The sequence below is a fragment of the Aeromonas sp. S8(2024) genome (assembly GCF_041403085.1).
GTDB lineage: Bacteria > Pseudomonadota > Gammaproteobacteria > Enterobacterales > Aeromonadaceae > Aeromonas > Aeromonas dhakensis.
This window is the reverse complement of the sequence record NZ_JBGLRF010000002.1, coordinates 795,753-809,186: the sequence shown is the minus strand read 5'-3', so window position 1 is coordinate 809,186 and position 13,434 is coordinate 795,753. Positions and strand designations below refer to the sequence as shown.

Here is a 13,434-nt window from a genome sequence, read left to right as displayed (position 1 = left end):
TCACCGAAACTTCTGTCGCCACTTTGTCGCCACTTTGGCACAAACAAAAAGGCCGCTATTGCTAGCGGCCTTTGTAAGTCTTTGATTTTAATGGTGCCCGAGGCCGGAATCGAACCGGCACGACGCGAACGTCGAGGGATTTTAAATCCCTTGTGTCTACCGATTTCACCACTCGGGCACCGCAATCGGTATCAAGCTCGCGTGGCGGGCTTGTCAATATGGAGGCACGTTCCGGAGTCGAACCGGACTAAACGGATTTGCAATCCGCTGCATAACCGCTTTGCTAACGCGCCATGCAAAAGAGAGAAACTCTCTATTGTCTGAATTTGGAGCGGGAAACGAGACTCGAACTCGCGACCCCGACCTTGGCAAGGTCGTGCTCTACCAACTGAGCTATTCCCGCATCGGTCTGGCTGACTGCCTGACTACGAGGACGCATTCTAGCGATGTTCCTCGCCCAGTCAACCAAAAATGTTTAATACCCTGATCGTTCGAGTGTTTTTTGCCCTTTTCCTGCTTTTTCAGCACTCACGACCGTTTCCCAGCCCCAAGAACGGGGAAACGGTCCTTTGTACGGCAGGTCAGAACCGGGAGTGGTAGGTCAGATCGCCCCAGGCGGCCTTCATGTACTGGAACATGGACCAGAAGGTAAGCACGGTGGCCACGTAGAGCAGCACATAGGCCAGCCACACCATCCAGATGTCGTACTGCCAGATGAGGCCGGTGAGCGAGACCATCTGGATCATGGTCTTCCACTTGCCGATCCAGCTGACCGCCACCGAGGAGCGTTTGCCAAGCTCGGCCATCCATTCGCGCAGGGCGGAGATGATGATCTCGCGGCCAATCATGGTCATGGCAGGAATGGTGACCCAGATGGTGTTGTAGTGCTCGACGATCACCACCAGCGCCGCCGCCACCATGATCTTGTCGGCGACCGGATCGAGGAAGGCACCGAAGGCGGTGGATTGATTCAGCTTGCGGGCCAGGTAGCCGTCAAACCAGTCGGTCGCCGCCGCCAGGATGAAGACGATGGCCGCCGCCAGATAGGACCACTGGTAGGGAAGGTAGAACAGGATGACGAAGACGGGGATGAGCAAGATCCGAAAAAACGTCAGCAGATTAGGAATATTTGTCATTATTTTCAGCCACTTCTTGTATGCCGCTACATGGTAGCCCCAAGCCGATCACGGATGCAACCGGACAGGCGCCCGCCTTGGTCTATTAATCCATCAACAACCTCAGGATGCGGGCCATTATGGCATTTGCGGCCCCCCGGCGTCACGGCTCTTGTGTGTCTGGATCCTGAAGGGAATGAACCCGGGGTGAATGGTGTGACTCACCTCGCCCCTTGTCGATACCCAGGGCGACAGCCCCTGCTCGCCGTCTGGGCAAACAGGGGCAACACGGAGGGGTATTCCCCCTTCTCGGCTACCAATGGCTAGAGGGAATGCAGGGCATCGTGGATGGCTTGGGCCAGCTCCTGGCTGATACCGGGCACCTTGGCAAGCTCCTCCACCCCGGCTTTTTTCACCTCCTGCAGACCGCCCAGGTACTTGAGCAGCGCCTGCCGCCGTTTCGGCCCCACCCCCGGAATATCCTCCAGGGTACTGGTGGTGCGGGCCTTCTCCCGTCTGGCGCGGTGGCCCGTGATGGCAAAACGGTGGGATTCGTCGCGGATGTGCTGGATGAGGTGCAGGGCGGGCATGTCCGCCGGCAAATGCAGCTCTTCGTGACTCTCTCCCAGGATCAGGGTCTCCAGCCCCGCCTTGCGGGTCACCCCCTTGGCGATGCCTACCAGCAGCGGATATTTTCCCCCCAGAAACTCCAGCTGACGGGCCAGGATCTCCTCGGCGCGGCGCAGCTGGCCGAGGCCGCCGTCGATAAACAGCACGTCCGGCACCTTGTCCGGCTCCTGCTGCTTGCCAAAACGCCGCTCCAGCGCCTGCTCCATGGCCGCGTAGTCATCGCCGCCGGTGATGCCGTCGATGTTGAAGCGGCGATATTCCGATGAGAGCGGCCCCTCCCGGTTGAACACCACGCAGGAGGCCACGGTGCGCTCCCCCATGGTGTGGGAGATATCGAAGCACTCCATGCGGGCGATAGGGCGCTCGAGCTCCAGCAACTCCTCCAGCTGATCGTAGCGGGCGGTGATGGTGCTCTTGTGGGCAAGGCGCGAGCGCAGTGCGGTCTGGGCGTTGATGGAGGCGAGCTTGATGAAGCGGGCCCGCTCGGCGCGGGTACGGCTCACCACCCGCACCTTGTAGCCCGCGGTCTGGCTCAGGGTCTCGGCGATGACGCTCTCGTCTTCGAGCGCCACGTCTAGCAGCACCTCGCTCGGGATCTGCCGCCCCCCCTGCCCCGACAGATAGAACTGCAGCAGGAAGGATTGCACCACCTCGTCGAGCTGGGTATCGGCCGGCACTTTCGGGAAGTAGCTGCGCGAGCCCAGCACCTTGCCCTGGCGGATGAAAAGCACATGGATGCAGGCGGTCCCCTGCTCGAAGGCCACCCCCACCACGTCGAGCTCGTCCAGCACGTTGCCGCTCACCGACTGCTGCTCGGTGACCCGGCGCAGCGCCTGGATCTGATCCCGGTAACGGGCGGCCTCCTCGAAGCGCAGATCGCCACTGGCGGACTCCATCTTGCCCACCAGCTCGCCTATCACCTGCTGGTTCTTGCCCGCGAGGAACAGCTTGGCCAGCTCCACCTGCTGGGCATACTCGGCCTCGCTCACCAGCCCGGCCACGCAGGGGCCGGCGCAGCGTTTGAGCTGGTAGAGCAGACAGGGGCGGGTGCGGTTGGCATAGACTGCATCTTCGCACTGGCGCACCGGGAAGATCTTCTGCATCAGGTGCAGGCTCTCGCGCACCGCGCCGCCGGAGGGGTACGGGCCGAAGTACTCCCCCTTCACCTTGCGGGCACCGCGATGGACGCCGATACGCGGGTGCTGATGGGCGGTGATGATGATCCAGGGGTAGGACTTGTCATCCCGCAGCAGCACGTTGTAGCGGGGCTGGTACTGCTTGATGAGGTTGTGCTCGAGGATCAGCGCCTCGGTCTCGGTGTGGGTGACTGTCACCTGCACATCGGCGATCTGGCGCACCAGGGTGCGGGTCTTGATGCTGTCGACGTTGGCCCGAAAGTAGGAAGCTAGCCGTTTCTTCAGATCCTTGGCCTTGCCCACGTAGATGACGGTGCCGCCGCTGTCGTACATGCGATAGACACCGCTCTGATGGGTGACGGCACTGAGAAACGCCTTGCTGTCGAAGAGAGGTTCAGAGGAGGTCATGCTGGCTCCGGCAACGGGGATCGAGGTGTTGGGTCTGGGATATCGCGGCAAGCGGAAGATCGAAAGAGAGGCTCATCGGCAACTCGGCTCAACGGATGAAAGCAGAAGACGGCACAGAGCATACTGCGCCAGACCGGCAAAAAGCAAAAAGGCGGCACAGGCCGCCTTTGATGGCTACACGCCGCCCGTTACAGGGTATCGGCATCCAGCATGCCATAGCGAATGGCCAGATGGGTCAGCTCCACATCGCCATTGATATTGAGCTTGCTGAACAGCCGGTAGCGGTAACTGTTGACCGTCTTCGGGCTCAGGTTGAGCTGCTCGGAAATATCGGTCACCTTCTGCCCCTTGGTGATCATCATCATGATCTGCAGCTCGCGCTCGGAGAGGGACTTGAAAGGGTTCTCGTCGGCCGAGGCAAACTGGCTCAGGGCCATCTGCTGGGCGATCTCCGGGGAGATGTAACGCTGACCGGAGTGGACCAGGCGAATGGCGTGGATCATCTCGTCCGGTGCGGCCCCCTTGGTGAGATAGCCGGCGGCCCCCGCCTGCATCACCTTGGTCGGGAACGGATTTTCTGAATGAATGGTCAGCACTATGATGCGCACATCGGGTCGGATCCGCAGGATCTTGCGGGTTGCCTCCAGGCCGCCGATGCCCGGCATGTTCATGTCCATCAGGATCACGTCGGGATGGTTCTGACGACAGAAAGTGACTGCGGTTTCCCCGCTCTGCGCCTCGCCCACCACCTTGATCCCGCGGACATCTTCCAGAATGCGTCTTATCCCTGTACGCACCAACTCATGATCATCGACCAGGAATACATTAATCACCCAAACACCCCGTTTTTTATCTCGTTATATGCCAGTTAGGGTTAACACGGCGTCTTGCATCATAACCAAACTCGCCGATTTGGCAAACCATGGCCGGGAAAAGTTTGAAAGTGCTCATAAATGACGTTTGTAATCAAATAATTATGTAAATATTAAACACAAAAAACGGCGCCCGCAGGCACCGTTCAGAGTCATCTTTGCTGTTGTCGGCATCAGTTTGCCAGCAGTGCGCGCACCTTGTCCAGATCGGCCTGGGTGTCCACCCCGACCGGCGGCGCCTCGAGGGCCTGGGCCACGTGGATCTTCTCCCCGTACCAGAGCACCCGCAGCTGCTCCAGCGCCTCTACTTGCTCGAGCGCGCTCGGCGCCCAGTCCACATAACGCTGGATGAAACCGGCGCGATAGGCATAGATGCCGATGTGGCGCTGGTAGTGATCACCAATCTGCTCGCGGCTTGCGGCAAAACGATCACGATCCCACGGAATGGAGGCACGGCTGAAGTAGAGGGCGTAGCCATCCTGGTCGGTCACCACCTTCACGGCGTTCGGGTTGAACGCCTCTTCGGCGTCCTGAATTGGCACCGACAGGGTGGCCATGGGCGCGCTGGCGGCGGCCAGGTTGTCCGCCACCTGACGGATGATGACCGGCGGAATGAGCGGCTCATCCCCCTGCACGTTGACCACTATGGTGTCGGCGGCAAAACCGTAGTGACGGCACACCTCGGCCAGGCGCTCGGTACCGGACTGGTGATCCTTCGAGGTCATGCACACCTCGAACCCGGTCTGGCCGGCCAGCGCCTGCTGCACCCGCTCGTCATCGGTGGCGACGATCACCCGATCGGCGCCCGACTGCAGGGCCTTTTCCACCACGTGCTGCACCATGGGCTTGCCGTGGATGTCGGCCAGCGGCTTGCCCGGCAGCCGGGTGGAAGCGTAGCGGGCCGGAATGACGACGACGAAGCTCATGACGACAGCTCGTCGCTATTGAGCTGCCGGGCGCGGTTCTCCAGCAGCACCGGGATCCCCTCCTCCAGCGGATAAGCCAGCTTGTCGAAACGGCAGACCAGCTCATGCACGGACTTGTTATAGTGCAGCTTACCCTTGCAGACCGGGCAGGCAATGATGTCGAGCAACTTGATGTCCAAAGCCAAAACGATACTCCTTCAACGATGTCGCGCCAGCGGCTTAATCACGCCGGCGATGGGTGTCGAACCAACCAGATGTTTCATGCGGGGCATGACAAGCCCCCTTCTCTCCCGCGCTGGCGAGCGAGATCAACCTTGTGCCTTGGTTGCGCCTTGCCCCTTCCCGCTCGCGCCCAGCTTGTGCAGCAGGGTATCGAGCAGGGAGGCGGGCAACTCGGCGCTGACCGGCAGATACCACCAGTTGTCGAGGGCAAAGGCGCGGCACTTGACCGCATCCTTCTCGGTCATCAGCAGCGGCTTGCCGGCAAAGCGACCCACCAGCTCGTCCCGATCGAAGGGGTGGTGATCCCCGTAGGCCACCCGCTGATCCAGCTGGTAACCGAGCCCCTCGAGAGTGGCGAAGAAACGGGGCGGATGACCAATGCCCGCCAGCGCGTCTACCGGACCGGCCAGCGGTGTGGCCAACGGGGCCTCGTCGCGTACCCGACGGGGGGAATCGGCCACCAACCTCATGGGATACTCTCCCCGCCCCGGCTCGCCGCCGTTGCAGATGATGGCGTCCACCCGCTTGAGCCGGGTGACCGGCTCGCGCAGCGGCCCCATGGGCAGCAGGCAGGCGTTGCCGAAACGGCGCGCCCCGTCCACCACCACCAGCTCGATGTCACGGGCCAGCGCATAGTGCTGCAGGCCGTCGTCGGTGATGATGATGTCCACCTCACCGCTCTGCTCCAGCAGACGCACCGCCTCGGCCCGCCTGGGCGCCACCACCACAGGGCAGCCACAGCGCCTAGCGATCAGTACCGGTTCATCCCCCGCCTGCACCGTGGTGCTGGCGGCATCGAGCCGGTACGGGTAATGGGGCGCCTTGCCGCCATAACCGCGGCTCACCACCCCAGGGCGATAGCCGCGGGCCTGCAACTGCTCCACCAGCCAGACCACTACCGGGGTCTTGCCGTTGCCCCCCACCGAGATATTGCCCACCACTATGACCGGCACAGAGGCACGATAGCCCTTGCGCCAGCCGTGGCGATAGGCGTAGCGGCGGGTGCCGCTGATGATGGCAAACAGCAGGGCAAAGGGGGCCAGCAACCAGCGCCAGCCACTCTTTGCATACCAGAGCCGCTCCAGCATCAGGCGTTGCCACCTGCGGTGGCATGGCCGAACTGGATGGCGCGCAGCTGGGCATAGGTCCCCTGCTGGGCCATCAGAGCCGCGTGGTTGCCGCGCTCGACGATATGGCCTTCGTCGATCACCAGGATCTCGTCCGCCTTCTCGATGGTGGAGAGGCGGTGAGCGATCACCAGCGAGGTGCGCGCCTTGCACAGCTCGTCGATGGCCGCCTGGATGTGGCGCTCGGACTCGGTATCCAGCGCCGAGGTGGCCTCGTCCAGCAGCAGCACTGGAGCATCGCGCAGCAGGGCGCGGGCGATGGCGATGCGCTGGCGCTGACCGCCGGAGAGCGACGCACCGTTCTCGCCGACCACGGTATCATAACCGTTGCTCATCTTGCTGACGAACTCGTCGGCGTGAGCGATGCGGGCCGCCTGCTTGATCTCGTCGAGGCTGTATTGCTCTTCCGCGGCGTAGGCGATATTGCTCGCCACCGTGTCGTTGAACAGGTGCACGTGCTGGGAGACCAGGGCGTACTGCTTGCGCAGCTCGCTCAGGCGGTATTCACGGATGTTGACGCCATCCAGCAGGATCTCCCCCTGTTCGATGTCATAGAAGCGGGTCAGCAGGCTGGCGATGGTGCTCTTGCCAGAGCCGGAACGCCCCACCAGCGCCACCGATTTGCCCGCCTCCACCTTGAAGCTGACGTTGTGCAGCGCCGGGGTGTCCTTGGTCGGGTAGGTGAAGGTGACGTTGCGAAACTCGATCTCGCCGCGGGCGCGCTCCAGGGTACGGGTGCCGGTATCCTGCTCCGGCTCGGTATCGAGCAGGCCGAACAGGCTGTGGCAGGCGGTGATGGCGCGCTGGAACTGGTTGTTGACGTCGGTCAGGCTTTTCAGCGGCTTGAGCAGCATCATCATGGAGGTGATCATGACGGTGAAGGTACCGGCAGTCAGCTCGCTGCGCACGCTATCGATGGTGGCCACATAGAGGAAGGCCGCCAATGCGATGGAGGCCACCATCTGCACCACCGGACTGCCGATGGCATCGGCCGCGACCATCTTCATGGTCTGCTGGCGCATGTTGTTGCTGACCTTGAAGAAGCGCTTCTCCTCCACCTTCTGACCGCCGAACATCAGCACCTCTTTGTGCCCCTTGAGCATCTGCTCGGTAGAGGTGGTGATGTCACCCACCGCCTGCTGGATGTGGCGGCTGATCTGACGGAAACGGCGGCTGATGAGGCCGATGATGATGCCCACCACGGGCCCCACCACCAGGAAGATCACCGACAGTTGCCAGGAGTGCCAGAACATCAAGCCGAGCAGACCGATGACCGTCGCCCCTTCCCGCACCAGGGTGACCAAGGTGGTACTGGCGGCCGAGGAGACCTGACTCGCGTCATAGGTCACCTTGGAGAGCAGGTGGCCGGTATTCTGACGGTCGAAGAAGCTCATCGGCATCGCCACCATGTGGTTGAATACCTGCTGCTGCAGGCGCATCACCACGTGGTTGCCGACCCAGGCCATGCAGTAGTTGGAGAGGAAGTTGGCGACACCGCGCAGGGCCACGATACCCAGCACGAAGAAGGGCATCCACTTGAGCACGGTCGGATCATTGCCGTTGATCCCCTTGTCGATCAGCGGCTTGATGGAATAGACGAAGGTGGTATCCACGGCGGCGTAGCCCAGCATGCCGATGATGCCGCCAATCAGGCCAAGCTTGCGGTCACGGACATAGCCGAGCAGACGCTTGAAGACAGGCCAGCTGTCTTGTGAGGTTTCTTGTTGCATGAATAGCCGTTAATAAGGGAAATGACGGGCTATTCTAGCCAAAGCGCAGGATTACACCAAGCAGTGCCCATCGCCAAGACGGCAAATGACGGCCGTTATCCCAGCCAAAGCGCAGGATTACACCAAGCAGTGCCCATCACCAGAGCGGGAAATGACGGCCGTTATCCCAGCCAAAGCACAGGATTACACCAAGCAGTGCCAGCGCATGCCCCTCGCCAAGACGGCAAATGACGGCCGTTATCCCAGCCAAAGCGCAGGATTACACCAAGCATCGCCAGCGCATGGCCCTCGCCGAGACGGGAAATGACGGTCGTTATCCCAGCCAAAGCCGGGTTTACGCTCAGCGCTCAGGCCAGAATGCAGAGCGCCACCAGTCACCATTGCGACGAAACCAGGGGCCCTGCTCCCGTTCGGCACGGATCCGCAGCCCGTCCGCCGCAGGCTCGACCAGGATCTCCCCGTCCAGTCCGGTGACCCATTGCTGCGCCTCCCGGTAGCGGGCCACCACCTCGGGGCGGGGAAAGCCCCACTGGTTCATGAAGCCGGCGCTGTGCACCACATAGCGGGGGGCCACCGCCGCCACGAACGGGGGCGTGGAGGAGGTGCGGCTGCCATGGTGGGGGCTTACCAGCAGGGTGCTGGCAAGCCCGGCCCCTTCCAGCGCCAGCAAGCGCTGCTCCGCCTGCCGCTCGATGTCGGCGCTGAGCAGGATACGTCGATCCCCGTCGCGGATCTGCAGCACGCACCCGTCGTTGTTGTGGCCGCCTCCCGGCTGCTGTGGCCAGAGCACCGCCATCTCGAGCCCCTGCCAGCGCCACTGCTGGCCACGCCGGCACAGGGTCGTGAAGCGGCCGAAGTCGAAGGAGGAGAGCTCGTGGCGCACCGGCAGAGCCTGCAGGATGGCGCGCCGGTTGCCGGCGTGATCCCGGTCCTTGTGGCTGATGACCAGATAATCCAGCACCCGCACATCGAGCCGGTTCAGCAGCGGCAGGATCACGGCATCCGCCATGTTGTAGCCGCCCGGGTAGCGATCGCCGGTGTCAAACAGGATGCCGCGCTCGCCCCGGGTGATCAGCACCGCCAACCCCTGCCCCACGTCCAGCACCCTCAGTTGCCAGTGGGTCGGCACCGGCCAGGCTGCCAGCAGCAGAGCCACGCCCCCTGGCAACAGCAGCGGACGGCCGCCCGGCACATGCCAGGCGCACCAGAGCAGGGTCAGCAGCGCCGTGAGCGGCAGTACCCAGCCCGGCACCGGCCACCAGAGCTGCCACTGGCTGGCCAACCTCTCCAGCGCCCACAACACCCACTGCAAGCCGACATCGGCCAGCCAGAACAGCAGGTGGGCCAGCTCCCCTGAAAGCGGCGCCAGCAGCACCCCGATGAGCGCCAGCGGTATGATGGCGATGCAAAAGAGCGGCAATGCCAGCAGATTGAGCAGCAGCGACAGAGGGGCTATCCCCTCGAACAGCGCCAGTTGCAGCGGCAGCAGCCCCAGCAGCAACAAGCCCTGCAGGCGAATGAGCCCGGATTTGGCCTCCAGCAGGCTCGCCACCAGCAGCAGAGCCACCGCCAGGAAGGAGAGCCAGAATCCCGCCGAATAGAGGGCGAAGGGATCCCAGAGCGTCAGCACCACGAAGGCCCACAGCCAGACGCGATGGGCCGGCCACTCCCGCCGTCGCCAGCGCAGCAGGCTCCACACCAGCACCATGATGAGGGCCCGCTCGGTGGCCACCGCAAACCCGGCCAGCCAGCTGTAGAGGGTGGCAAACAGCAGGGCGAGCAGAATCGCCCCCCGCAGTCCGAACAGCCGCCCCAGCCACCAGCCGAGCACCGCCACCAGCGCGATGTGCTGCCCCGAGATGGCGATGATGTGGGTCAGCCCGCTGCCGCGAAACAGGCTCCACTGCTCAGTCGTGATGCCGCCCTGCTCACCGAAGGTAAGCGCCGCCAGCAGCGGCCCCTGGCTCAGATCCTGCCAACTGGCGGCGGCCCGGGCCAGCCAGCGCTCGCGCAGCCCCGCCGGCACCGCTTCAATCAGGATCACCCGGCGCAAGTTGCCGGTGGCGGTGATCCCCTTGCCGAGCAGCAGGCGCCGCCCGTCCATCCCCGCCTCGTTGGCCAGGCCATGGGCCGGTTTGAGAGAGACCTCCAGGGTCAGGCGACTGCCTGCCGTCATGGTGGGCAGCGCCTGGTAGGCATTGATGCGCACCAGGGGCGCCGGAGTGAGCGCCTGCTCATCGAGCCTGTTCACCCGCAGCACCAGCCGGACAAATTTATCGCCCTCGGGTTCTGCACTTTGCAGTTGTGCGGTTATGATGTGGCTCGTTTTTTTGCCAAGCTGATCCAGCCAGGCAAACCGGTGCTGCAAATTCCCCTGCATCCAGAGGATGCCGCCCAGCAAGAACAGCAGCCGCCAGCAGCGGTAACCGGCGAGGGGAAACGCGAGCAGCAGCATCAGGCCACCCCATTCCCATGAAGGCAACCATGGCCAAAGCAGTGAGGAGCTTGCCCCGAGGGCAAACGACAGCAGGCGCAGATCCATGGTGCAAGTATTTAGCAAGGTTTCAATATGCCCAAACGACTCATACAACGCTGGCTGCCTGATCCGGCGACACTCAAGGAACACAAGCACTTGCGGCTGTTTGGCAAGCTGCTGCTGGACGCCAACCTGTGGCACCTCAATCGCCGCTCGGCGGCCGGTGCCTTCGCGGTGGGGCTGTTCATGGCCTGGGTGCCGCTCCCCTGCCAGATGCTGCTGGCGGCCGGCGGCGCCATCGCCTGTCGGGTCAATCTGCCGCTCTCGGTAGCCCTGGTCTGGCTCTCCAATCCCATTACCATGCCGCCGCTGTTCTACGGTGCCTACCTGACCGGCTGTCAGCTGCTGGGGCAATCCTCCCAGCACATCGAGATCGAGTTCACCTGGGCCTGGCTGGTGTCGGTGTTCGAAACCGTGGCTCCGCCACTGCTGCTGGGTTCACTGGTGCTCGCCCTGCTCAGCTCCCTCATCGGCTACGCCCTCATTCGCACCTGCTGGCGTATCAGCACCGTGCGGCAGTGGCAGAAACGCAAGGTGGCACGCGCATGCTGAATCGCTGGTTTGCCCGCTTCAAGATTGACCCCGATACCCTGCGCCAGCAGAAGTGGTTCGCCCTGTTTGGCGAGCGCCTGCTTGCCCCCGCCCTCTGGCAAGGGGGGCCGCGCGCCCTGAGCGGGGCGGTGGCGGCCGGCATCTTCGCCTGCTGGTTTCCCATCCCCATGCATTCACTCATTGCGGTCGGGCTGGCGTTGGCGTTCAGCCTCAACCTGCCGCTGGCGCTGCTGGCGGTCTGGTTCAACAACCCGCTGACCCTGCCCTTCATGTACCTCTACGCCTATCGCACCGGTTGTCTGGTGCTGCACAAGACGCCGGAGCCATTTCACCTCACCTGGACCCTGCACTGGCTGGAGCACGAGGCGGCCACCCTGGTGCCTCCTTTCCTGCTCGGCAGCCTGCTGCTGGCGGTACTGACCGCTGCCACCGGCGGCCTCCTCACCCTGCTGTTGCTGCGCCTCGGCAAGCTGGTCCGCCCCCGCTGATCTCACCCGCCTCGTCAGCCTCTGGCGCGCTGACGAGGCACTGCCTTGCCATCCCCTGACCTCGCTACCACACTCCTTGTAACCCGTTGTTTTTCGTCCCCCATTTGCCACAAGGAGCCCACCATGGCCGAACCGCTCACGCTGGCCCATGCCAGTGGTCATCCCCTCGCCCTGCTGCCAGCCATGGCCAATCGCCACGGCCTCATCACAGGGGCCACCGGCACCGGCAAGACTGTCACCCTGCAGGTGCTGGCGGAGGGATTCTCCCACCTCGGCGTGCCGGTCTTTCTGGCGGATGTGAAGGGGGATCTGAGCGGCCTTGGCGCCGCCGGGGCTGGCTCGGCCAAGCTGGATGCCAGGCTGGCCCAGCTCGGCATTCCGGCCCCCGCCTTTGCCGCCAACCCCACCCTGTTCTGGGATCTGTTTGCCGAACAGGGCCACCCGGTGCGGGCCACCATCTCCGACATGGGGCCCCTGCTGCTCGCCCGCCTGCTCGGCCTAAATGACACCCAGAGCGGGGTGCTGGAGCTGGTGTTCAAGGTGGCGGACGACGAGGGGCTGCTGCTGCTCGACCTCAAAGATCTACGCGCCATGGTGCAGTTTGCCGGCGACAACGCCAAGTCCCTCACCACCCGTTACGGCAACGTCTCCACCGCCTCCATCGGCGCCATCCTGCGCAACCTGCTCACCCTGGAGAGCGCGGGCGGCGATCACTTCTTTGGCGAACCCATGCTGGACATCCAGGATCTGCTGCAGACCGATGAGGCCGGCCACGGTCATATCAATGTGCTGGCCGCCAGCAAGCTGACCCAATCCAGCCGCCTCTATGCCTGCTTCCTGCTCTGGCTGCTCTCCGAGCTGTTCGAGCAGTTGCCGGAGGTGGGGGATCCCGACAAACCTGTGCTGGTGTTCTTCTTCGACGAGGCGCACCTGCTGTTCAACGACGCTCCCAAGGCGCTGCTGGAGAAGATTGAACTGGTGGTGCGCCTCATCCGCTCGAAAGGGGTGGGTGTCTACTTCGTGACCCAGAGCCCGGCCGACATCCCCGACAGCGTGCTGGGGCAGCTTGGCAACCGGGTGCAACACGCCCTGCGCGCCTTTACCCCGAGCGATCAGAAGGCGGTGCGGATCGCCGCCAACACCCTGCGCGCCAACCCGGCCTTTGATGCCGCCGGCGTCATCACCGAGCTCGGGGTCGGTGAGGCGCTGGTCTCTCTGCTCGACGAGAAGGGACGGCCCAGCATGGTGGAGCGCGCCTTCATCGCCCCGCCGGCCAGCCGCATCGGCCCCTTGAGCGACGCCGAGCGGCAGGCGCTCATTCAGGGCTCATTGCTGCACGGCCGCTACGAGACGCCGGAGGATCGCGAGTCGGCCTTCGAGCGGCTCAACGGCGCCAAGGTGACAACCACAAGCGAACAAGCCAGTAAACCGTTATCCAGCGAGGAAGGCGGCCTGCTCGATGCCCTCAATGGTATCCTGTTTGGCCGCACCGGCCCCCGTGGCGGCCAGCACGACGGGGTTGTGCAAACCGCCGCCAAGAGCGTGGCCCGCACCATCGGCAGCGAGGTGGGTCGCCAGCTGGTGCGCGGGGTGCTCGGCTCCCTGCTGGGGGGTGGCAAACGCCGTCGCTAAGGCCTGAGCCGAAAAATGAAAAAGCCCGCTGGGTCTCCCCGGCGGGCTTGTTACTGAGCG

Annotated in this window: 11 protein-coding genes and 3 tRNA genes; 3 read left to right on the top strand and 11 right to left on the bottom strand. The window is 63.6% G+C overall.

What is annotated here, in order from left to right:
- Positions 1-91: 91 nt before the first annotated feature.
- The 11 genes from ACB031_RS08265 to ACB031_RS08215 all read right to left on the bottom strand — a co-directional run bounded on the left by ACB031_RS08265 (position 92) and on the right by ACB031_RS08215 (position 10,798).
- Positions 92-178: transfer RNA gene (locus tag ACB031_RS08265), tRNA-Leu, on the bottom strand.
- A 41-nt stretch (positions 179-219) separates the two neighbouring features.
- Positions 220-293, bottom strand: a tRNA-Cys gene (locus tag ACB031_RS08260).
- Positions 294-327: 34 nt separating this feature from the next.
- Positions 328-403, bottom strand: a tRNA-Gly gene (locus tag ACB031_RS08255).
- A 178-nt stretch (positions 404-581) separates the two neighbouring features.
- The gene (gene pgsA / locus ACB031_RS08250) at positions 582-1,136 is read right to left on the bottom strand and encodes a CDP-diacylglycerol--glycerol-3-phosphate 3-phosphatidyltransferase (RefSeq protein ID WP_011706577.1); all 555 of its coding nucleotides are present in this window, start codon (positions 1,134-1,136) and stop codon (positions 582-584) included.
- Positions 1,137-1,438: 302 nt separating this feature from the next.
- Positions 1,439-3,289: an excinuclease ABC subunit UvrC gene (gene uvrC, locus ACB031_RS08245; protein WP_139726088.1), complete on the bottom strand. Its 1,851-nt coding sequence runs from the start codon at positions 3,287-3,289 to the stop codon at positions 1,439-1,441.
- Between the two features lie 188 nt (positions 3,290-3,477).
- Positions 3,478-4,122, bottom strand: coding sequence for a UvrY/SirA/GacA family response regulator transcription factor (gene uvrY / locus ACB031_RS08240; RefSeq protein ID WP_005302696.1), 645 nt, complete (start codon positions 4,120-4,122; stop codon positions 3,478-3,480).
- Between the two features lie 212 nt (positions 4,123-4,334).
- Positions 4,335-5,087 (bottom strand): 3-deoxy-manno-octulosonate cytidylyltransferase, encoded by a 753-nt coding sequence (gene kdsB / locus ACB031_RS08235; RefSeq protein WP_010633514.1) that lies wholly within the window; start codon positions 5,085-5,087, stop codon positions 4,335-4,337.
- Complete coding sequence (locus ACB031_RS08230) at positions 5,084-5,272, bottom strand: Trm112 family protein (protein WP_201988936.1); 189 nt, start codon at positions 5,270-5,272, stop codon at positions 5,084-5,086. Before ACB031_RS08230 ends, kdsB begins: the two co-directional genes overlap by 4 nt.
- A 123-nt stretch (positions 5,273-5,395) precedes the next feature.
- Positions 5,396-6,397 (bottom strand): tetraacyldisaccharide 4'-kinase, encoded by a 1,002-nt coding sequence (gene lpxK, locus ACB031_RS08225; RefSeq protein ID WP_371139343.1) that lies wholly within the window; start codon positions 6,395-6,397, stop codon positions 5,396-5,398.
- Positions 6,397-8,166, bottom strand: coding sequence for a lipid A ABC transporter ATP-binding protein/permease MsbA (gene msbA, locus ACB031_RS08220; protein WP_019838876.1), 1,770 nt, complete (start codon positions 8,164-8,166; stop codon positions 6,397-6,399). Before msbA ends, lpxK begins: the two co-directional genes overlap by 1 nt.
- Before the next feature lie 340 nt (positions 8,167-8,506).
- Positions 8,507-10,798: a DNA internalization-related competence protein ComEC/Rec2 gene (locus tag ACB031_RS08215; RefSeq protein WP_349933197.1), complete on the bottom strand. Its 2,292-nt coding sequence runs from the start codon at positions 10,796-10,798 to the stop codon at positions 8,507-8,509.
- Between ACB031_RS08215 and ACB031_RS08210 the strand changes: the two genes are divergently transcribed.
- The 3 genes from ACB031_RS08210 to ACB031_RS08200 all read left to right on the top strand — a co-directional run bounded on the left by ACB031_RS08210 (position 10,736) and on the right by ACB031_RS08200 (position 13,374).
- Positions 10,736-11,254, top strand: a complete 519-nt coding sequence (locus tag ACB031_RS08210; protein ID WP_005302706.1) for a DUF2062 domain-containing protein — start codon at positions 10,736-10,738, stop codon at positions 11,252-11,254. The two genes, ACB031_RS08215 and ACB031_RS08210, sit on opposite strands and share 63 nt — an antisense overlap.
- Positions 11,248-11,742, top strand: a complete 495-nt coding sequence (locus tag ACB031_RS08205) for a DUF2062 domain-containing protein (RefSeq protein ID WP_005302707.1) — start codon at positions 11,248-11,250, stop codon at positions 11,740-11,742. Before ACB031_RS08210 ends, ACB031_RS08205 begins: the two co-directional genes overlap by 7 nt.
- 123 nt (positions 11,743-11,865) lie before the next feature.
- On the top strand, positions 11,866-13,374 hold the full coding sequence (locus ACB031_RS08200; protein ID WP_371139342.1) for a helicase HerA-like domain-containing protein: 1,509 nt from the start codon (positions 11,866-11,868) through the stop codon (positions 13,372-13,374).
- The last annotated feature ends 60 nt before the right edge of the window (positions 13,375-13,434 follow it).

What these genes read in the sequence shown, in the direction of transcription:
- pgsA (WP_011706577.1), bottom strand. Translation starts at nt 1,136, where the DNA reads ATGACAAATATTCCTAATCTGCTGACGTTTTTTCGGATCTTGCTCATC.
- uvrC (WP_139726088.1), bottom strand. Translation starts at nt 3,289, where the DNA reads ATGACCTCCTCTGAACCTCTCTTCGACAGCAAGGCGTTTCTCAGTGCC.
- kdsB (WP_010633514.1), bottom strand. Translation starts at nt 5,087, where the DNA reads ATGAGCTTCGTCGTCGTCATTCCGGCCCGCTACGCTTCCACCCGGCTG.
- lpxK (WP_371139343.1), bottom strand. Translation starts at nt 6,397, where the DNA reads ATGCTGGAGCGGCTCTGGTATGCAAAGAGTGGCTGGCGCTGGTTGCTG.
- msbA (WP_019838876.1), bottom strand. Translation starts at nt 8,166, where the DNA reads ATGCAACAAGAAACCTCACAAGACAGCTGGCCTGTCTTCAAGCGTCTG.
- ACB031_RS08210 (WP_005302706.1), top strand. Translation starts at nt 10,736, where the DNA reads ATGCCCAAACGACTCATACAACGCTGGCTGCCTGATCCGGCGACACTC.
- ACB031_RS08205 (WP_005302707.1), top strand. Translation starts at nt 11,248, where the DNA reads ATGCTGAATCGCTGGTTTGCCCGCTTCAAGATTGACCCCGATACCCTG.
- ACB031_RS08200 (WP_371139342.1), top strand. Translation starts at nt 11,866, where the DNA reads ATGGCCGAACCGCTCACGCTGGCCCATGCCAGTGGTCATCCCCTCGCC.